This window comes from Streptomyces cirratus (genome assembly GCF_014650775.1).
Classification (GTDB): domain Bacteria; phylum Actinomycetota; class Actinomycetes; order Streptomycetales; family Streptomycetaceae; genus Streptomyces; species Streptomyces cirratus.
This window is the reverse complement of record NZ_BMVP01000001.1, coordinates 617556-636333: the sequence shown is the minus strand read 5'-3', so window position 1 is coordinate 636333 and position 18778 is coordinate 617556. Positions and strand designations below refer to the sequence as shown.

The 18778-nt window shown below is 71.5% G+C and carries 15 protein-coding genes and 3 tRNA genes; 4 read left to right on the top strand and 14 right to left on the bottom strand.

The window, feature by feature from the left end:
• Window positions 1–146: 146 nt before the first annotated feature.
• The gene (locus IE207_RS02930; RefSeq protein ID WP_190182766.1) at window positions 147–1268 is read left to right on the top strand and encodes an RNA polymerase sigma factor; all 1122 of its coding nucleotides are present in this window, start codon (window positions 147–149) and stop codon (window positions 1266–1268) included.
• 114 nt (window positions 1269–1382) lie between these two features.
• Here the strand turns inward: IE207_RS02930 and IE207_RS02925 are convergent, their stop codons facing one another.
• From IE207_RS02925 to IE207_RS02910, 4 genes are all read right to left on the bottom strand, one after another.
• Complete coding sequence (locus IE207_RS02925) at window positions 1383–3305, bottom strand: ABC transporter ATP-binding protein (protein ID WP_190182380.1); 1923 nt, start codon at window positions 3303–3305, stop codon at window positions 1383–1385.
• Window positions 3302–5035, bottom strand: coding sequence for an ABC transporter ATP-binding protein (locus tag IE207_RS02920; RefSeq protein WP_190182379.1), 1734 nt, complete (start codon window positions 5033–5035; stop codon window positions 3302–3304). Before IE207_RS02920 ends, IE207_RS02925 begins: the two co-directional genes overlap by 4 nt.
• A gap of 132 nt (window positions 5036–5167) precedes the next feature.
• The gene (locus IE207_RS02915) at window positions 5168–6631 is read right to left on the bottom strand and encodes an FGGY family carbohydrate kinase (RefSeq protein WP_190182378.1); all 1464 of its coding nucleotides are present in this window, start codon (window positions 6629–6631) and stop codon (window positions 5168–5170) included.
• A gap of 103 nt (window positions 6632–6734) precedes the next feature.
• The gene (locus IE207_RS02910; RefSeq protein ID WP_190182377.1) at window positions 6735–7034 is read right to left on the bottom strand and encodes a YtxH domain-containing protein; all 300 of its coding nucleotides are present in this window, start codon (window positions 7032–7034) and stop codon (window positions 6735–6737) included.
• Window positions 7035–7179: 145 nt separating this feature from the next.
• Here IE207_RS02910 and IE207_RS02905 point away from each other — a divergent pair.
• From IE207_RS02905 to IE207_RS02895, 3 genes are all read left to right on the top strand, one after another.
• Window positions 7180–7252: transfer RNA gene (locus tag IE207_RS02905), tRNA-Asn, on the top strand.
• A gap of 5 nt (window positions 7253–7257) precedes the next feature.
• A tRNA-Asn gene (locus tag IE207_RS02900) sits at window positions 7258–7330 on the top strand.
• A 175-nt stretch (window positions 7331–7505) separates the two neighbouring features.
• Window positions 7506–7579 (top strand) — tRNA-Ile (locus tag IE207_RS02895).
• Between the two features lie 66 nt (window positions 7580–7645).
• On the opposite strand, the gene IE207_RS02890 is transcribed toward IE207_RS02895, so the two are convergent.
• The 10 genes from IE207_RS02890 to IE207_RS02845 all read right to left on the bottom strand — a co-directional run bounded on the left by IE207_RS02890 (window position 7646) and on the right by IE207_RS02845 (window position 18642).
• A complete protein-coding gene (locus tag IE207_RS02890) occupies window positions 7646–8815 on the bottom strand; it encodes an acetate/propionate family kinase (protein WP_190182376.1) in 1170 nt (389 codons plus the stop codon).
• 131 nt (window positions 8816–8946) lie between these two features.
• The gene (locus tag IE207_RS02885; protein ID WP_190182375.1) at window positions 8947–10728 is read right to left on the bottom strand and encodes an FAD-dependent oxidoreductase; all 1782 of its coding nucleotides are present in this window, start codon (window positions 10726–10728) and stop codon (window positions 8947–8949) included.
• Window positions 10728–10991, bottom strand: a complete 264-nt coding sequence (locus IE207_RS02880; protein ID WP_190182374.1) for a UBP-type zinc finger domain-containing protein — start codon at window positions 10989–10991, stop codon at window positions 10728–10730. Before IE207_RS02880 ends, IE207_RS02885 begins: the two co-directional genes overlap by 1 nt.
• A 5-nt stretch (window positions 10992–10996) precedes the next feature.
• Window positions 10997–11455, bottom strand: a complete 459-nt coding sequence (trxA, locus tag IE207_RS02875; protein WP_190182373.1) for a thioredoxin — start codon at window positions 11453–11455, stop codon at window positions 10997–10999.
• Window positions 11452–14091, bottom strand: a complete 2640-nt coding sequence (gene clpB / locus IE207_RS02870; RefSeq protein ID WP_190182372.1) for an ATP-dependent chaperone ClpB — start codon at window positions 14089–14091, stop codon at window positions 11452–11454. Before clpB ends, trxA begins: the two co-directional genes overlap by 4 nt.
• Complete coding sequence (locus IE207_RS02865) at window positions 14082–14456, bottom strand: chaperone modulator CbpM (RefSeq protein WP_229873270.1); 375 nt, start codon at window positions 14454–14456, stop codon at window positions 14082–14084. The genes clpB and IE207_RS02865 overlap by 10 nt, the downstream gene beginning before the upstream one ends.
• A complete protein-coding gene (locus IE207_RS02860) occupies window positions 14453–15406 on the bottom strand; it encodes a DnaJ C-terminal domain-containing protein (RefSeq protein ID WP_190182371.1) in 954 nt (317 codons plus the stop codon). The genes IE207_RS02865 and IE207_RS02860 overlap by 4 nt, the downstream gene beginning before the upstream one ends.
• Window positions 15407–15412: 6 nt before the next feature.
• On the bottom strand, window positions 15413–15991 hold the full coding sequence (locus tag IE207_RS02855; protein ID WP_190182370.1) for a nucleotide exchange factor GrpE: 579 nt from the start codon (window positions 15989–15991) through the stop codon (window positions 15413–15415).
• Window positions 15992–16001: 10 nt separating this feature from the next.
• Window positions 16002–17918, bottom strand: a complete 1917-nt coding sequence (dnaK, locus tag IE207_RS02850) for a molecular chaperone DnaK (protein WP_190182369.1) — start codon at window positions 17916–17918, stop codon at window positions 16002–16004.
• A gap of 82 nt (window positions 17919–18000) precedes the next feature.
• Entirely contained in the window at window positions 18001–18642 is a 642-nt protein-coding gene (locus tag IE207_RS02845) for a YflT domain-containing protein (RefSeq protein WP_229873269.1), read from the bottom strand.
• Between the last annotated feature and the right edge of the window lie 136 nt (window positions 18643–18778).

The following is an 18778-nucleotide window of genomic DNA, read 5'->3' as shown; positions in this document are numbered from 1 at the left end:
GGCGGCTTCGGGCATCCCGGCGAGGGGTAACCATCCGGTCACGCACCGGACTCAGAAAGTGCTCGCACGCCCCTCGTGGCTGCGATGTGTCGTACCCCACACTGAAATCCGGTGCCCCCGTCCTCGGAGCCCTGGAGGTCGCCCCCGTGCAGACCCAGACCCTGACCGTGAACGTGAGCCACCCCGCCGCCCAGGCCGACGAACCCGCCGACGCGGAGGCCGAAGTCGTGGACGCGGAGCCCGAGGAGCCGGAGGTGCTCGACCTGACCGGGGAGTTGCCCGGGCAAGGCGGGCGCGACGGCATCCGCGAAGGCGGTACGGGAGGTACGGGCCGGGCGGCCGGCACGGGCGGAGCGGGCCCCTCCGCGGACCTCTTCAGGCAGTACCTGCGCGAGATAGGCAGGATCCCGCTTCTGACCGCCGCCGAGGAGGTCGAACTCGCCCGGCGCGTCGAAGCGGGACTGTTCGCCGAGGAGAAACTCGCCGCCGCCACCGGGCTCGACCTCCAGCTCACCCTCGACCTGGACAAGCTCGTCGTCATGGGCCGCATGGCCAAACGCCGCCTCATCGAGTCCAACCTGCGGCTCGTCGTCTCCGTGGCCAAGCGGTACGTGGGCCGCGGGCTCACCATGCTCGACCTCGTCCAGGAAGGGAACCTCGGGCTGATCCGGGCCGTTGAGAAGTTCGACTACGCCCGCGGCTACAAGTTCTCCACCTACGCCACCTGGTGGATCCGGCAGGCGATGTCCCGGGCCCTCGCCGACCAGGCCCGGACCATCCGCGTGCCCGTACACGTCGTCGAACTGATCAACCGCGTCGTGCGCGTACAGCGCCGCATGCTCCAGGAGCGCGGGTACGAGCCCACCGCCGAAGAGGTCGCCGCCCACCTGGAACTGACCCCGGAACGCGTGCTGGAGGTGCTCCGCCTCGCGCAGGAGCCGGTCTCCCTGCACGCGCCGGTCGGCGAGGAGGACGACGTCGCCCTCGGAGACCTCATCGAGGACGGGGACGCCGCCTCACCCGTCGAGTCCGCCGCGTTCTTCCTGCTGCGCGAGCACCTCGAAGCCGTGCTGTCGACCCTCGGCGAACGCGAACGCAAGGTCGTCCAGCTCCGCTACGGCCTCGCCGACGGCCGCCCGCGCACCCTGGAGGAGATCGGACGGATCTTCGGCGTGACGCGCGAGCGGATCCGCCAGATCGAGTCCAAGACGCTCAACAAGCTGCGCGACCACGCCTTCGCCGACCAGTTGCGCGGCTACCTCGACTGAGCGGGACCCCCTTGCGGACGACCGCTGCCCTCAGGACGCCACTGTGCGCGAAAGGGGTGCCCCCGTACGAGGGCACCCCCGACCCGGACCTCAGGACGAGGTCCGCTGGTTGCGCTAGTCGACCTCGGCCACCGCCTGCGCGAACTGCGCCGCGTACAGCCGGGCGTAGGCGCCGTCCGCCTCCAGCAGCTCCTCGTGCGTGCCCTGTTCCACGATCGAGCCGTTCTCCATCACCAGGATCACGTCCGCGTCGCGGATGGTGGAGAGCCGGTGCGCGATCACGAAGGACGTACGGCCGTGCGCGAGACGCGCCATCGCCTTCTGGATCAGCACCTCGGTACGGGTGTCCACCGAGCTCGTCGCCTCGTCGAGCACCAGGATCACCGGGTCCGACAGGAACGCCCGCGCGATCGTGATCAGCTGCTTCTCGCCCGCGCTGACGCCCGCGCCCTCGTCGTCCAGCACCGTGTCGTAGCCGTCCGGCAGGGTGCGGACGAACCGGTCCGCGTGCGCGGCCCGCGCCGCCCCCTCGATCTCCTCGCGGGTGACCTCGCGCGAAGCCCCGTAGGCGATGTTCTCCGCGATGGTGCCGCCGAACAGCCAGGTGTCCTGGAGCACCATGCCGATGCCCGCGCGCAGTTCCTCGCGGGTCATCTTCGCGGCGTCCACCCCGTCCAGGGCGATCCGGCCGCCCGTGACCTCGTAGAACCGCATCAGCAGGTTGACGAGGGTGGTCTTGCCGGCGCCCGTCGGGCCGACGATCGCGACCGTCTGCCCCGGCTCGACGCTCAGCGAGAGGTCCTCGATGAGCGGCTTGTCCGGCTCGTAGCGGAACGCCACCTTGTCGAGGGTGACCTGGCCCCGCAGCCGCTCGGGCCGCTCGGACACCTCCGCGTCCGGCTCCTGCTCCCGCGCGTCCAGCAGCTCGTACACCCGCTCCGCTGAGGCGACACCGGACTGGACCAGGTTCGCCATCGAGGCGACCTGCGTCAGCGGCATCGAGAACTGGCGCGAGTACTGGATGAAGGCCTGGACGTCACCGATCGACAGGGAGCCCGAGGCCACCCGCAGACCGCCGACCACCGCCACCAGCACGTAGTTGATGTTCGAGACGAAGAACATCACCGGCTGCATGATCCCGCTGACCAACTGCGCCTTGAACGAAGCCCGGTACAGCGCCTCGTTCTGCTCGGCGAAGACGGCCGCGGACTCCTTCTGCCGGCCGAACACCTTGACCAGCGTGTGGCCCGAGTACATCTCCTCCACGTGCGCGTTGAGCGCACCCGTGGACTTCCACTGCGCCACGAACTGCGGCTGCGACTTCTTGCCGATCTTCGCCGCGACGAACACCGACACGGGGATGGTCACCAGGGCGACCAGCGCCAGCAGCGGCGAGATCCAGAACATCATCGCCAGCACGCCGACGATCGTCAGCAGCGAGTTGAGCAGCTGGCCCATCGTCTGCTGGAGCGTCTGCCCGATGTTGTCGATGTCGTTCGTGGCACGGCTGAGGACCTCACCGCGCTTCTGCTGGTCGAAGTACGACAGCGGCAGCCGCGACAGCTTCCCCTGGAGCTCCTCGCGCAGCCGGAACACGGTGCCGTTCATGATGTGGTTGGACAGCCGCGTCGCGACCAGCATCAGCAGTCCGGCGAGGGTGAAGACCACCAGCGCCCAGACCGCGACGGCCCCGACCGCGGAGAAGTCGATGCCCTGGCCCGGGGTGAAGTCGGTGCCGGACAGCATGTCCGCCATGCCGCCCTGCCCCCTGGCCCGCAGGCCGTCCAGCGCCTGCGCCTTGGTGATCCCGGCCGGCATCTGCCGCCCGACGATCCCCGCGAACACCAGGTCGGTGGCGTTGCCGAGGATCTTCGGCCCGACCACCGAGCAGGCGACGCTGCCGACGACGGCGGCGACCATGCCCCAGATCCTGGTCCGGTCCTGCGCGAGCTGGCCCAGCAGCCGCTTGCCCGACCCCTTGAAGTCCATGGACCGCTGGACCGGTCCCGTCATCATCCGTCCTCCGGGCCCGCTCATGCGGCCTCCGCCTCCGTCAGCTGGGAGAGCACGATCTCCCGGTAGGTCTCATTGCCGGCCATCAGTTCCTGATGGCGCCCCTCGCCCACCACCTGGCCCTCGTCCAGGACGATGATCCGGTCGGCGTCGCGGATCGTGGACACGCGCTGGGCCACGATGACGACGGTCGCGTCCCGCGTCTCCAGGGCCAGCGCGGCACGCAGCGCCGCGTCCGTCGCGTAGTCCAGGGCCGAGAAGGAGTCGTCGAACAGGTAGATCTCCGGGCGCTGCACCAGCGTGCGGGCGATCGCCAGGCGCTGGCGCTGCCCGCCGGAGACGTTCGTGCCGCCCTGGGTGATCGGCGCGTCCAGGCCGCCTTCGAGTTCGGAGACGAACCCGCGGGCCTGCGCCACCTCCAGGGCCTGCCACAGCTCTTCGTCCGTCGCCTCCGGGCGCCCGTAGCGCAGGTTGGAGGCGACGGTCCCGGAGAACAGGTACGGCTTCTGCGGAACCATGCCGACCGTCTTGGCCAGCAGCTCCGGGTCGAGCCGGCGTACGTCCTCACCGTCGACGAGCACCTCGCCGCCCGTCGCGTCGAACAGCCGCGGCACCAGGCCGAGCAGCGTGGACTTGCCGCTGCCCGTGGAGCCGATGACGGCGGTCGTCTCGCCGGGGCGGGCCAGCAGGTCCACCCCGCGCAGCACCGGCGCCTCGGCGCCCGGGTAACGGAAGTCGGCGCCGCGCAGCTCCAGCTGCCCGCGCCGCAGGAGCTTCCTCACCGGCTCGGCGGGCGGGATGACGCTGGAGTCGGTGTCCAGGACCTCCTGGATGCGCTCGGCGCAGACCTCGGCGCGCGGCACCATCATGAACATGAAGGTGGCCATCATCACGGACATGACGATCTGCATCAGGTAGGCGAGGAACGCCGTCAGCTGGCCGATCTCCATGCCGCCGCTGTCGACGCGCATCGCGCCGAACCAGATGACGGCGACGCTGGAGATGTTCACGACGACGATGACGACCGGGAACATCAGCGCGAGCAGCCTGCCGGACGCCAGCGACACCCCCGTCAGCTCCGCGTTCGCCTCCCGGAAGCGCTCCTTCTCGTAGGAGTCGCGGACGAAGGCGCGGATGACGCGGTTGCCGGTGATCTGCTCGCGCAGCACCCGGTTCACGATGTCCAGGCGCGTCTGCATCTTCCGGAACAGCGGGCGCGTCTTGAAGACGATCGTGCCGACGGACAGACCGAGGACGGGGACGACGGCGAGCAGCACCCCGGACAGCTTCACGTCCAGCGACAGCGCCATGGCGATGCCGCCGATGCACATGATCGGCGCCGAGACCATCAGCGTGAAGGTCATCAGGACCAGCATCTGGACCTGCTGGACGTCGTTGGTCGTACGGGTGATCAGCGACGGGGCGCCGAACTGGCCGAGCTCCCTGGCGGAGAAGCTCTGCACCCGGTCGAAGACGGCGGCGCGGACGTCCCTGCCGACGGCGGCCGCGGTGCGGGCACCGAAGTAGACGGCGCCGATGTTGCAGGTGAGCTGGACGAGCGAGACGCCCAGCATCAGGGCGCCGAAGCGCAGGATGTAACCCGTGTCACCGCTTACGACACCGTTGTCGATGATGTCCGCGTTGAGGGTGGGCAGGTAGAGGCTCGCGCTGGTCTGCAGCAGTTGCAGCAGGACCAGGAGGGCGATGGGTTTCCTGTACGGACGCAGGTGCGTCCCCAGAAGTCGTATGAGCACGCGCAGGCTCCGGTCGGCATGATCGAGGGGGGTTCACCCCATCTTCGGCCAACCGGAGGCCGGAACCCCAACGGTTTTCGCAAAGCCCGGTCAAAAGGAGTACCCCTCCCCGTACTCCTACCGACGGAGGTCCTACGCCGTCCCGCCCTGGAACGCCCCGGGGTGGATCTGCTCGCGCGTCGCCACGTACTGCTGGCGCACCGCCTGCCACGCCGGGAACTCCTCGCCCGGCTCGAAGGTCTGGGCGGACGGGGCCGGCCACACCGGCGGGGTGTGCGGGGCCAGCGTGCCCTGCGCCACCCCGAGCGCCCACGCCGCCTGCCGCGCGGATCCCAGTGCGGCGTAGTCGGCCGGAGCCGGCACCACGACCTGCGTACCGAACAGGCCCGGCGCGGCGGCCTGTACGGCGGGCAGCTCGGCCGCCGCCCCCAGCAGGAACACCCGGCGGATCTCCACCCCGCGGTGCCGCAGCACGTCCAGGGCGTCGACCAGCCCGCACAGCATGCCCTCGAACGCGGCCCGCGCCAGGTGCTCGGGCTTCATCGAATCCCGGCGCAGCCCGGACAGGGTGCCGGCGGTGAGGGGCAGGTTCGGGGTCCGCTCCCCTTCGAGGTACGGCAGGAGTACCAGGCCGTGCGCACCCGGCGTCGACTTCAGCGCGAGCGCGCTCAGCCCTTCCAGGTCGGTGCCCAGCAGCTCGGCGGTGCCGCGCAGGGCCCGTACGGCGTTGGAGGTGTTCACCACCGGCAGGTGCATGCCGCTGGCGTCCGCGAGCGAGGTGATCAGGCCCCCCGGGTCGGACACCGCCTGGTGGTGCACGGCCATCACCGACCCCGAGGCGCCCAGCGAGACCACCGCGTCGCCGGGGACCAGCCCCAGCCCGAGCGCGGCGGCCATGGTCTCCCCGGTCCCGGCCGAGATCAGCAGCCCCTCGGGGGTCGTCCCGGCGGCGTCGGCCGGGCCGAGCACCTCGGGCAGCAGTGCCTGGTGCCCGAGCGCCAGCTCGACCAGGTCGGGGCGGTAGGAGCCGGTGGCCGGCGACCAGTAGCCGGTCCCGGAGGCGCCGCCCCGGTCCGTGGTGCGGCGCGCGGGCCGGCCGAGCAACTGCCAGACGAGCCAGTCGTGCGGGGACATCAGTACGGCCACCCGCCGGGCCGCCTCGGGCTCGGTCCGGGCCAGCCAGGCGAGCTTCGCCAGCGGCTGCGCCGAGTGCGGGACCGAACCCACGGCCTCCGCCCAGGCCTGCCGGCCGCCGAGCGCCTCGATCAGGTCGGCCGCCGCGACCTGGCCCCGCTTGTCGTTGCCGACCAGGGCCGGACGGACCAGGCCGCCCTGCGCGTCGAGCGGGAGCAGGCCGTGCTGCTGCGCGGAGACGCCGATGGCCTGGACCCCTTCGAGGAGCCCGTTGCCGGCGGCCTCGCCGAGCGAGAGCAGCCAGGCCTGCGGGTCGGTCTCGTGCTTGTTCGCGCCGGCGCCCTCACCGGTCGGCTGCGGATGGGGCGCGTAGCCCTGGCGCAGCACGGCCCCCGTATCGGTGTCGCAGACGACGATGCGAGTGAAGGCGGAAGAGCTGTCCAGCCCGGCGACTATCCCCATGCGGAGAATTCTGCCGCACCGCGCGGCGGTCGTGACCGCCGAGTAGGCACGCAAACGCCGCGGGCCCCGGAAAGTTCCGGAGCCCGCCGCTTCGCCGTCACCGTCAGGTGTTGCTCGTACCCCACTCGTCCTCGCCGGAGCGGCCCCGGCCGCGCAGCGTACGGACCCGTTCCGAGAGGGATTCCGGCAGCTTGTCGCCGACCTTGTCGCCCACCACGGCGAAGGCCTTGCCCGCGTAGGCGCGCCCGGCCTGACCGGCGGTCTCGGCGGCGTTGCGCACCGCCGGCGTCTGCGCGACCTCCCGCGCCGACTTCTTCAGCTGCTCGTACCGCTCGCGCCCGGCCCGGGTCCCGAGCACGTACCCGACGGCCAGTCCGATCGCGAACGTGACCTTGTACCGCATGCTTGCCACCCTTCGTCGTGTGGTGCCCGGCCCACTGCCGATACCGATTGGCGGAGCACCCCCCTGCTTGCGCTAATCTATGACTCGCAACGGGCGCTCGCCCTTCGGCAAGGCCGGAGGTGGGCTGTTCGGCGCACCGCAGCAATCCCCTGTAGCTCAATTGGCAGAGCAGCCGGCTGTTAACCGGCAGGTTACTGGTTCGAGTCCAGTCGGGGGAGCGCGATCCCCTGTAGCTCAATTGGCAGAGCAGCCGGCTGTTAACCGGCAGGTTACTGGTTCGAGTCCAGTCGGGGGAGCACCGAAGACGAGGACCCCGGGCGGGTCCTCTTCTTTTTTGCCCCGAACCCGGAACCGGGCAGCGCCCGGCACGGTCTTCCTGGGCAGGCGAAGCCGATCATGCGAGGCAGCAGATCGTATGAGCGGCTATGCTGCGGCAGACGGCGCGCACACATGTACGCGCCACGCCGTAGAGGGGCGGTAGCTCAGCCGGTTAGAGCAGCGGACTCATAATCCGTCGGCCGTGGGTTCGAGTCCCACCCGCCCCACTGCGAGCCGCAGGTGAAGAATCGTTTTCACCTGCGGCTTTTGTGTTTCCAGGGGCGGTCGTGGCGTCAGGCGGACGGTGCGAGGGGTGCGGCACGTCCCTCCAGGACGCGGCGGGTCTCGACGGCGATCTGCTGCGTCTCGCCGGTCGCGACGACGATGACGGGCACGCCTGCGCCGGGGACGTCGACCCTGCGTGCGCCCTCCTCGAACAGCTCCTCCAGCGGCGGGACCGCCAGACCGGCCCCTACGCCGAGGACCCGGAGTCCCGCGCACACCTCCTCGCGCACCTCGGGCTGGTCCTCGCCGATCTCGCCGGTGAAGACCAGCGCGTCCAGGCGGTCCAGCGAGGCCGCCATGGCGGCGATGCCGCGCCGGCAGCCGTGCACGAACACGGCGAGCGCCGTCTCGGCGGAGGCGTCCCCCCGCCCGCGCGCCCGCACCAGGTCCCGGGTGTCCCCGGACGTGCCGGAGAGGCCGAGGAGACCGGAGCGCAGGTGGAGGTCCTCTTCCAGCTCACGAGCGGTCAGGCCGTGGCGGCGCTGCAGCCACAGCAGGGCGCCGGGGTCGACGCTGCCGCTGCGGCGGCTCATCACCAGTCCCTCCAGCGGGGTGAGGCCCATGGTGGTGTCCACGCTGCGGCCGTCACGGACCGCGCACGCGGAGCAGCCGCCGCCCAGATGGACGAGCACGGCCTGGAGACCGCCGGCAGGCCGCTCCAGCACCTCGGCGGTCCGTTCCAGGCACCACGCGTAGGACAGCCCGTGGAAACCGTAGCGCCGCACCCCGTACTCGTTACGCCACCGCTGCGGCACGGCGTAGTCACGGGCGGCGGGCGGCAGGTCGCGGTGGAACACGGTGTCGAAGCAGGCCACGTGGGGCAGGTCCGGCAGCAGCTCCCGGGCCGTGTCCACCACGGTGAGGGCGGGCGGCAGGTGCAGCGGCGCCAGGTTCGCGGCGTCTTCCAGCAGTTGGCGGACCCGTCCGTCGATCACCATGTGGTGCGTCAGGCGCGGACCGCCGTGGACGAGACGGTGACCCACGGCGGCGGGCGGGGGCACGGTGGCCAGGAAGTCCCGCAGGTCCCTTGCGGACTCGGGACCGGGCGGCTCTGACGAGTCCCTGCCCGCGATCCGGGTGCCGTCGGCCGAGAAGAGGGTGAGGTGAAGGCTGGAGGAACCGGCGTCGAGGACCAGAACGCTCCGGCGGGAAGGGAGGGAAGACCGGGCGGGGCCCATCGCTGCCCTCCTTCCGCGCCGTGCGCTCAGCCGACGAGGTCGGCCTTGCCGAACAGGACCTCCCCGGGGGCTGATCCGGCCGGCCGCTCAGGACCTGCCCGGTGACTTCCGCTGCTTCGTCCCGGTCGGAGTCACGCGAGCCATGCGGACTCCTTGCGGCGGGTCCGCGGGGAGTCGTCGGTGTGGCCGGGCGTGGGGGTGGTCCCCAGGTGCCGGTGTACGAAGTGGACGGCCATCGCTCCTTCACCCGACGCCGATGCGACCCGTTTCACCGAACCGCTGCGGATGTCGCCGGCCGCGAAGACGCCGGGCAGGCTGGTCTCCAGGGTCAGGCAGTTGCGGTCCAGGCCCTCCCACACCGTGGGGGCCGAGCGGGCTTGGGCCTCGGATCCGGTGAGTACGAAGCCGCGGGCGTCGAGCGCGAGGGTGTCGGACAGCCAGCCCGTGTCGGGGTCGGCACCGGTGAAGACGAACAGGGCCCGGACGGCGAGACGGCGGTGCTGCCCCGTACGGTTGTCCACCACGTCGACCGCCTCCAGGGCCTCTTCGCCGATGACTTCCGTGGCCTCCGTGTGCAACAGCGTTTCCACCCGCGGATGCCGTTCGACCTGATCGATCAGGTAGCGGGACATGTGGGTGGCGAGGTCCGCCCCGCGGACCAGCAGGTACACCTTGGGCGAGTACGCGGCGAGGAAAAGGACCGCCTGGCCCGCGGAGTTGCCGCCGCCGACCACGGCGATGGGGTCGGTGCGGCACTGCTGGGCCTCGTACAGGGTCGCCGAGTAGTGGACGCTGGTCCCCTCCAGGCGTTCGATGCCGGGGATGGTCAGCCGTCGGTAGCGGGCGCCGGTGGCCAGGAGGACGGTGCGGGCGGTGATCTCCGTGCCGTCGGCGAAGGTCACGGCGTAGTGATCGTCGCGCGGTTCGAGCCGGGTGGCCTCCGCCGGGACACTGATCCCTGCGCCGAACTTGGTCGCCTGGAGCACTCCGCGTTCGGTGAGTTCGGCGCCGGAGATGCCGGAGGGGAAGCCGAAGCAGTTGTCGATGCGGGACGAGGTCCCTGCCTGGCCGCCGGTGGCGACCGCCTCCACGACGGTGGTGCTCAGGCCCTCGGAGGCGGCGTGCACCGCGGCGGCGAGCCCGGCCGGCCCGGAGCCGATCACGAGGAGGTCGCCCCGGCCGTTCGACGCCGCCAGCTGGGGCAGACCGATCAGCCGGGCGAGTTCCGCGTTGCCGGGATTGCGCAGCAGGGTGGTGTCGCGCCAGATGACGAGGGGGGTTTCCTCCGGCTTGACGCCGAAGCGGCGGAGCAGCGCCTCGGCCTCCTCGTCCGTCTCCAGGTCGACCCAGCGGTGGGGCAGCCGGTTCCGGGCTGCGAACTCGCGCAGCCGCCGGGTGTCGGGGGAGTAGCGCGAACCGATGATGCGGAAGCCGGCCCCCTGCCCGACCAGCAGGGCGCGGCGGCCCAGGCACGCGCGCAGCACGAGATCGCCGAGGACCGGGTCGCGGGTGACCAGGCGGCGCAGCTCGTCCACGGAGAGGACGAGGACTTCTCCCGGTTCCCTGGCGACGGCGGTGTAGAAGGCCACCTGTCCGTGCAGGAGGCCGAGTTCGCCGAGGAAGCGACCCGGGCCGTGCACGCGGAGCACGTGTTCGTCGGGTGTGCCGTAGTCCTCGACGATCGCGGCGGAGCCGCTGAGGACGACGAAGAACGTCTCGCAGCGCTCGCCCTCGCGGATCAGCACGTCGTCCGGGCGCATCTCACGCCGCTCGCCGTGTTCTGCCAGGCGGGCTATCTGGTCGTCCGACAGCCGTGGGTAGGCGCCGTAGACGTCGGGAGTCTCGAAGGGCGTGACGTCCTCCGGCTCCGCCGGGGCCGGGTCCTCGCGCGGCAGCGCGCCGTCGCCGGACATCACACCAACGCCTCGTGGACGAAACACCACCGCCAGTCCTCGCCGGGTTCCATCGACGCCACGATCGGATGGCCGTCGGCGGCGGAGTGACGGCGTGCGTGCCGCTGCGGGGAGGAGTCGCAGCAGCCGACGTGCCCGCAGGTCAGGCACAGCCTGAGGTGGACCCATGGGGAGCCGATCCGCAGGCATTCCTCGCATCCCTCCAGGGTGTGCGGCTCGACGGGGCGTACCAGGGCGAGGTGGGGGTCGGCAGGTAGGGTCATCGCGATCATCCTCCTGGGGCGGGTTGACGGCCTGCGAGGGACTGTTCCACCCACTGGCGCAGGGCGGGTGCGGGCGCGGCTCCCGCCTGTCGGGCGACGGTCCTTCCCCGGTCGAGGACCAGGAGCGTCGGCACGGCCTGGACCTCGAACCGCTGCGAGAGCCGGGGGTTCTTGTCGATGTCGACCTTGGCCAGTTTGATGCGGCCGGCGAGGTCGGTGGCGACCTTCTGCAGCGCCGGACTGACCATGCGGCAGGGGCCGCACCAGGTGGCCCACAGGTCGACCACGACGGGCACGGTGGCTCCTTCCACGACCTCCGCGAAGTCGTCGTCGCCCGCGTCCACGATCCAGGGCAGCGGCTGCTTGCAGTTGCCGCACCGGGGGCTTCCCTCGGCGGCCGCGGGAACCCGGTTGCCGCGGCCGCAGTGCGGACACGTGACGGTCGTCGCGGGCGCGGTGCTCATGCCGCCCTCGCCTCCTCGTCGTCCTCGGCCGGTTCGTAGGTGACGACCAGCTCCTGATGCTGGGCGTCCACCCGGATCGTGGCGCCTTCCTGGACGTCGCCGCGCAGCAGGGCCCTGCCGACGAGCGTTTCGACCTCGTGGGAGATGTAGCGGCGCAGCGGGCGCGCCCCGTAGACCGGGTCGTAACCCTGGTGGGCGATGAACTCCCGTGCCGCGTCGGTGAGTTCGACGGTGATGCGGCGCTCGGCGAGCCGGCTGCGCAGTTCGTCGAACTGCAGCTCCACGATCCGCTCGATCTGGGTCTCGCCCAGCGGCTTGAACAGCACGATGTCGTCGACCCGGTTGAGGAACTCCGGACGGAAGTGGCCGCGCAGTTCGCCCATCACCAGCGCCCGGGCGTCCGGTTTGATCTCGCCCTCGGCGGTGGCGCCGTCGAGGAGGTGCTGCGAGCCGATGTTGGACGTCATGATGATCACGGTGTTGCGGAAGTCGACGGTGCGGCCCTGGGCGTCGGTGATGCGGCCGTCGTCGAGGATCTGCAGCAGGGTGTTGAACACGTCGGTGTGCGCCTTCTCGACCTCGTCGAACAGCACGACCGAGTACGGCTTGCGGCGCACGGCCTCGGTGAGCTGGCCGCCCTCCTCGTAGCCGACGTATCCGGGCGGCGCCCCCATCAGACGGCTGACGGTGTGACGCTCCTGGTACTCGCTCATGTCGAGCCGGACCATGTTGTCCTCGGAGTCGAACAGGGCCCGGGCCAGGGTCTTGGCCAGCTCGGTCTTCCCCACGCCGGTGGGGCCGAGGAAGATGAACGAGCCGATGGGCCGCCGCGGGTCGCGGATGCCGGAGCGGGCCCTGATGATGGCATCGGCCACCAGTTTGACCGCCTCGTCCTGGCCGATGACCCGCTCGCGCAGGATCTCGTCCAGGCGCAGCAGCTTCTCCCGCTCGCCCTCCTGGAGGCGGGAGACGGGGATGCCGGTCCAGGCGGCCACGATCTCGGAGATCTCCTCCTCGGTGACGACCTCGCGCAGCAGCCGGTTCCGGCCCTGCTTCGCCGACAGCTGCTCCTCTTCGGCGGCCAGCCGGCGCTCCAGGTCCCGCAGGCGGCCGTAGCGCAGTTCGGCGGCGCGGTTGAGGTCGTAGGCACGCTCGGCCTCCTCCGCCTCGATGCGGACCTGTTCCAGTTCCTGGCGCAGGTCCTGCACGCGGCGGATCGCCTGCCGTTCGGCGTCCCACTGGGCGTGTTTGGCGTCGGCCTCGGCCCGCAGGTCGGCGAGTTCCTTGCGCAGTTCCTCCAGGCGGGTCCTGCTGGCGGGGTCGGTCTCCTTGGACAGGGCCGCGTCCTCGATCTCCAGGCGGGTCACCCGGCGGGTGATCTCGTCGAGTTCGGCGGGCATCGAGTCGATCTCGGTACGCAGCCGGGCGCACGCCTCGTCGACGAGGTCGATGGCCTTGTCGGGCAGGAAGCGGTCGGTGATGTAGCGGTGCGACAGGGTCGCCGCCGCGACCAGCGCCGTGTCCTGGATCTTGACGCCGTGGAAGACCTCCAGGCGCTCGCGCAGGCCGCGCAGGATCGAGATGGTGTCCTCCACGCTCGGCTCGCCGACCAGCACCTGCTGGAAGCGGCGTTCGAGCGCGGCGTCCTTCTCGATGTACCGCCGGTACTCGTCCAGCGTGGTCGCACCGATCATGTGCAGCTCACCGCGGGCCAGCATCGGCTTGAGCATGTTGCCCGCGTCCATGGCCCCCTCGGCGGCGCCCGCGCCGACGACGGTGTGCAACTCGTCCACGAAGAGCAGGATCCGCCCCTGCGCGGCCTTGACCTCGCTCAGTACGGCCTTGAGGCGCTCCTCGAACTCGCCGCGGTACTTGGCGCCCGCCACGAGCGAGCCCATGTCGAGGGCGAACACCGTCTTGTCGCGCAGTCCTTCGGGTACGTCGCCGCGCACGACGCGCTGGGCCAGGCCCTCGACGATGGCGGTCTTGCCGACACCCGGGTCGCCGATGAGGACGGGGTTGTTCTTGGACTTGCGGCTGAGGATCTGGGTGACGCGGCGGATCTCGGCGTCCCGGCCGATGACCGGGTCGAGCTTGCCCTGCCGGGCCTCGGCGACCAGGTCACGGCCGTACTTCTCCAACGCCTCGTACGCCACTTCTGGGTTGGCGGAGGTGACGCGCTGGTTGCCGCGTATCCGCGTCAGCGAGCTCAGGAACGACTCGCGGGTCACCCCGTGCTGCTTGAGCAGTCGCCCCGCCGTGGTCGTCGAACCCTCCTCGGCCAGGGCGAGCAGGAGGTGCTCCACGGACACGTATTCGTCCTTGAGGCGTTTGGCCTCCCGCTCGGCCGCGTCCAGCAGCCGGGACAGCCGCTGGGTGACGAAGACCTGGCCGGGGGCAGCGCCCGGACCGGTCACCCTGGGCCGGCGGGACAGGTCCTCGCGTACGGCCGCGCGCAGTTCCTTCGGCTCGGTGCCCGCCTGTTGCAGCAGGCGGGGGATCAGGCCGTCCTCCTGGTCGAGGAGGGCGAGCAGCAGGTGTTCGCCGTCGACCTCGGTCTGCCCCATGTTCACGGCGACGGTCTGCGCCTCTTGCAGGGCTTCCTGGGACTTCTGGGTCAGGCGGTTCATGTCCATGGCGGTGTATCACTCCTCGTGCCGGCGCGGCGCAGTGCGGCTTCCAGCAGGCTGATGCGGTCGAGCAGGTCGAGCACCAGCCCGAGGGACGCGTAGTTGAGGCACAGCCCGGTACGCAGTCGCTGGACGCGGGCCAGCTCGGCCGGTGCCGTGGGGCCGAACGCGAGCCCTCCGGAGGCGTCGCGGTCGGCGTCCACCAGCCCGAGGGCCACGAACCGGCGGATCAGATCGGGATGGAGGCCGGAGCGGCGGGCCACGGTGTCCAGGGAGAGCCTGGGCACGGGCACGATCGCGTACTGCACGCGCGCCGTCACCGGGGCCGTCCGCTCCGGCGGCCGGCCCGTATTGGGCGGGCGGTCTCTCATCGGGTCCTCCTGGGGTCGAACGAGGAGACGGTGGCGAGTTCCTCGAACAGCTCCCGCTCCCGGTCGCCGAGCCGGGGCGGCACCATGATGCGGAGCTCGGCGTACAGGTCGCCGTTCGCGCCGCGCCGCCCGGGCATGCCCTCGCCGCGCAGCCGCAGCCGGCGGCCGCTGGAGGACCCCGCGGGCACGTTCACCTTCGCCGTGGCGCCGCTCGGAGTGGGCACGGGCACGTTCGCACCCAGCGCGGCCTCCCAGGGGGTGACCGGAAGCTGCACGTGGACGTCCCGGCCGTCGAGGCGGAACCGGGGGTGCGGTTGGATCCGCACCCGCAGGTACAGGTCTCCCGCGGGGGCGTCGCCGTTGCTGCGGCCGCCCTCGCCCGCGAGCCGGATGCGCTGCCCGTCCGTGGTCCCGGGCGGCACGTCGACCTCGTAGCGACGCTGCCCGGACGGCCCGGCGAGGGTGACGGTCCGGCGGCCGCCGCGGTACGCCTCCTCGACGGTGAGCGGCAGTTCGGCCTCCTGGTCGGCCCCGGGGACGCGCATGCGCCCGCCGCCGCCGAAGAACGAGCCGAACAGGTCCTCGAAGTCGACCCCTTCGGCGCCTGCTGCGTCCTGACCGCCGAAGCCGGTGGTGCCGTACCGCACGCGGGGACCGCCCGCGCCGGAGGACCAGCGGGAGCCGCCGCCTCCCGCGCCGGCACCGACCCGTTCCTCCCAGTCCTCGGGGACCTTCCGGAAGTCCTCGCCGAACCGGTCGTAGCGCGCCCGCTGCCCGGGGTCGGACAGCACGCTGAACGCCTCGTTGACCTCCTTGAACCGGTTCTCCGCCCCGGGGTCCTTGTTGACGTCGGGGTGGTACTTGCGGGCCAGGGCGCGGTAGGCCCGCTGGATCTCGTCCCGGTCTGCGTTGCGGGGGACGCCGAGGACCTCGTAGAAGTCGCGTGCCATCGCCGCTCACTCCCGCTTCGCCACGGTCACGGCTGCCGGCCGCAGCTGCCGGTCCGGCCGGCCGTAGCCGGGGCGGACGACCTGGACCACGGTGTTCGGTTCCGCGCCGGGGTCCTGGACGACGCCGACGACCTCGTGCCGGGTGGGGTCGAAAGGCACTCCCGTCTCGGCGTCGCGCGGGTAGCCGAGGCGTTCGAGGACGTCCACGGCCTGGTCGCGCACGGCCTGGACGCCCTCGACGATCGCCCCGGGGTCGGCGGTCGCGTGGCTGAGGGCGAGTTCGAGGTTGTCGATGACCTGCAGGAACGCCGCGGCGGTGCGCGCCCTTTCGGCCGCGCGTTCCCGCTCCAGCTCCCTGGCATGGCGTTTGCGCAGGTTGTCGAGGTCGGCCAGGGCGCGGCGCCAGCGGTCCTCCAGGTCCTTCAACGCCTGCGTGTACTCGTCGTCGGGCCCGGCGGGACCGGTGGCCGCGTCCGGGCCCGGTGCGGCCCCGTCGGCCGGCGGCCCGGCCGGGGGCAGGTCCCCGCGCGGCGGCTGCACGGCGCCTTCCGGCGTCGGATCGGGTGCCTGGGGCTCGGTCGGCATGGCGGGCACCTCAGCCCTTGTCGAACTCGGCGTCGATCACGTCGTCGTCGCCACCGGCACCGCCCGGCTCGGAGCCGGCGGGCCCGGATCCGTTCGGTGATCCGGCGTCCGACGGGCCGCCCGCGGGGGCTCCGGCCTGGTGTGCCGCCAGTCCCGCGAAGACCTGCTGGAGTTCGGAGGCCAGGGGCCTGACCTTGTCCACACCGGCCTCGTTCTTGACCGCCTCGCGGGCCTCGGCCACCAGCATGTCGGCGCGGGCCTTCTCGTGTGCGGGCGCGGCATCGCCCATCTCGCTCAGCCGCTTCTCGACCTGGTAGGCGATGGCGTCCAGTTCGTTGCGGGCGTCGACCGCCTCGCGCAGCGCCTGGTCCTGGTTCCGGTTTCGCTCGGCCTCCTCGACCATGCGCTCGACCTCGCCGCGGTCCAGGTTGGAGCTCTCGCTGATGGTGATGCTCTGCTCCTTGCCGGTGTCCTTGTCCCGCGCGGTGACGTTGAGGATTCCGTTCGCGTCGATGTCGAAGATGACCTCGATCTGCGGCTCTCCCCGCGGGGCCGGGCGGATGTCGGTGAGCTGGAAGCGGCCGAGGACCCGGTTGTCGGCGGCCAGTTCGCGCTCGCCCTGGAGGACGACCACATCGACGGCGGGCTGGTTGTCGACGGCCGTACTGAAGGTCTCGGTACGGCGCACCGGGATGGTGGTGTTCCGCTCGATGATCTTCGTCATCACGCCGCCGCGCGTCTCGACTCCGAGCGACAGCGGCGTCACGTCCAGCAGCAGGACGTCCTTGACCTCGCCCTTGAGGACCCCGGCCTGGATCGCGGCGCCCATGGCCACGACCTCGTCGGGGTTGACGCTCATGTTCGGGTCCTTGCCGCCGGTCAGCCGCCGCACCAGCGCCTGGACGGCGGGGATGCGGGTGGAACCACCGACGAGGATGACCTCGTCGATGTCGTTCTCGCCGACCTTCGCGTCGCCCATGGCCTGCTCGACCGGGCCGAGGCAGCGCTCGACCAGGTCGCCGGTGATCTGCTCGAAGGTGGACCGCATGATCGTCGTGGTCAGATGCTTGGGCCCGGACGCGTCGGCGGTGATGAACGGCAGGCTGACCTGCGTCTGCGTCACCGAACTGAGCTCGGTCTTGGCCTTCTCGGCGGCTTCGAAGAGGCGTTGCAGTGCCTGCGGGTCCTTGCGCAGGTCGATGCCGTTGTCCTTCTGGAAGCCGTCCGCGAGGTGGTCCACCAGGCGGCGGTCGAAGTCGTCGCCGCCCAGATGGCTGTCGCCGGCGGTGGACCGCACCTCGACCACGCCGTCGCCGACGTCCAGGATGCTCACGTCGAAGGTGCCGCCGCCCAGGTCGAAGACGAGCACCGTCTCGTGTTCCTTCTTGTCCATCCCGTAGGCCAGGGCGGCCGCGGTCGGCTCGTTGATGATGCGCAGCACTTCCAGGCCGGCTATCCGCCCGGCGTCCCGGGTGGCGGTGCGCTGGGCGTCGTTGAAGTAGGCGGGCACCGTGATGACCGCCTCGGTGACCTTTTCCCCCAGCTGCTTGGAGGCGTCGTCGGCCAGCTTGCGCAGCACCTGGGCGCTGATCTCCTCGGGTGCGTGGAGCTTGTCGCGCACCTTGAAGCGGGCAGCGCCGCCCTCGCCCTCGACGACGTCGTACCCGACTGCCTTGGCCTCCTCGGAGATCTCGTCGAAGCGCCGGCCGATGAACCGCTTGGCCGAGTAGATGGTGCCCTTGGGGTTGAGGATCGCCTGGCGCCGGGCGAGCTGGCCCACCAGGCGCTCACCGGTGTCGGTGAAGGCCACCACGGACGGGGTCGTGCGGTTGCCCTCGCTGTTGGGTATGACCGTCGGCTCCCCGCCCTCCCAGACGGCGATTACCGAATTCGTGGTACCGAGGTCGATTCCGACTGCCTTGGCCATGAGGGGACTCCTTCCGCGGTGCGGGCCGGCGTCCGTGGGCGTCCTTCGCCGCCCGTTCGCCGGCCTGGTTCTCCGCGCTCGTTCAGGTGGGGGCGGATCCGCCGTGCGGACGACCGCTCTCGCGCGGCTCGCTCTCGCGGGGATCGGCGGTTTCGCTCGGCTCGGTCTTGCGCGGCTCCGTTTCGCGGGGGGTGGTCTGGCGGGGGGCGCTCTGGCCGGGCCCGGTCCCGTGGGGGGCGGCTGCCCCGCCGTCCAGTGCGGCGAGCAGCCGGGCCGCCTCGTCGGCGACCTCCTCGTCCGCCGTGACGTCGTAGCGGGTGGGCTGCAGGGAGCGGACCGAGGTGAAGTCCCGCTGGTGGCCGCGTGCCGCGTACAGCAGCAGGCCGAGCAGGGCGCCCACGATCGCGCCGAAGATCAGCCCGTAGAGGGCGAGGACCAGGCTCGAGATCACCGGGTCCAGCCAGTTCAGCAGCCCGAAGATCCAGCCGATGAGCGCGCCGGGCAGCGCGCCGCTCGCCGCTCCGTGCAGCGCGGCCTCGCCGTACCCCATGCGTCCGATCACCTGTTCGACCAGTTGGAGGTCCTGGCCGATGATGGCCACCCGCTCCACCGGGAACCCCTGGTCGGAGAGGTGGTCGACGGCGCGCTCGGCTTCCTGGTAGGACGGGTACGAGACGACGGTCCTACGGCTCTGCTCGCCCATCGGTCGGGTCTGCTCGTTCATCGGTCAGTCCCTCCTGCAACCGGTCCAGCCCAGCGGTACCCGTGGATCCAGCCTGAGGACCCGCAAGGCCTCGCGCCTGCGCCCGGCAGGTCGAAAGGCGACCCGCCCGGTCGCTCTGTCAGGCCGAGACGGCTGA

Coding starts and splice junctions, on each gene's coding strand:
- clpB (WP_190182372.1), bottom strand. CDS start 14,091: ATGGACATGAACCGCCTGACCCAGAAGTCCCAGGAAGCCCTGCAAGAG.
- IE207_RS02915 (WP_190182378.1), bottom strand. CDS start 6,631: ATGGGGATAGTCGCCGGGCTGGACAGCTCTTCCGCCTTCACTCGCATC.
- trxA (WP_190182373.1), bottom strand. CDS start 11,455: ATGAGCACCGCGCCCGCGACGACCGTCACGTGTCCGCACTGCGGCCGC.
- IE207_RS02845 (WP_229873269.1), bottom strand. CDS start 18,642: ATGAACGAGCAGACCCGACCGATGGGCGAGCAGAGCCGTAGGACCGTC.
- dnaK (WP_190182369.1), bottom strand. CDS start 17,918: ATGGCCAAGGCAGTCGGAATCGACCTCGGTACCACGAATTCGGTAATC.
- IE207_RS02880 (WP_190182374.1), bottom strand. CDS start 10,991: ATGACCCTACCTGCCGACCCCCACCTCGCCCTGGTACGCCCCGTCGAG.
- IE207_RS02910 (WP_190182377.1), bottom strand. CDS start 7,034: ATGCGGTACAAGGTCACGTTCGCGATCGGACTGGCCGTCGGGTACGTG.
- IE207_RS02890 (WP_190182376.1), bottom strand. CDS start 8,815: ATGGGCCCCGCCCGGTCTTCCCTCCCTTCCCGCCGGAGCGTTCTGGTC.
- IE207_RS02885 (WP_190182375.1), bottom strand. CDS start 10,728: ATGTCCGGCGACGGCGCGCTGCCGCGCGAGGACCCGGCCCCGGCGGAG.
- IE207_RS02855 (WP_190182370.1), bottom strand. CDS start 15,991: ATGCCGACCGAGCCCCAGGCACCCGATCCGACGCCGGAAGGCGCCGTG.
- IE207_RS02925 (WP_190182380.1), bottom strand. CDS start 3,305: ATGAGCGGGCCCGGAGGACGGATGATGACGGGACCGGTCCAGCGGTCC.
- IE207_RS02860 (WP_190182371.1), bottom strand. CDS start 15,406: ATGGCACGCGACTTCTACGAGGTCCTCGGCGTCCCCCGCAACGCAGAC.
- IE207_RS02865 (WP_229873270.1), bottom strand. CDS start 14,456: ATGAGAGACCGCCCGCCCAATACGGGCCGGCCGCCGGAGCGGACGGCC.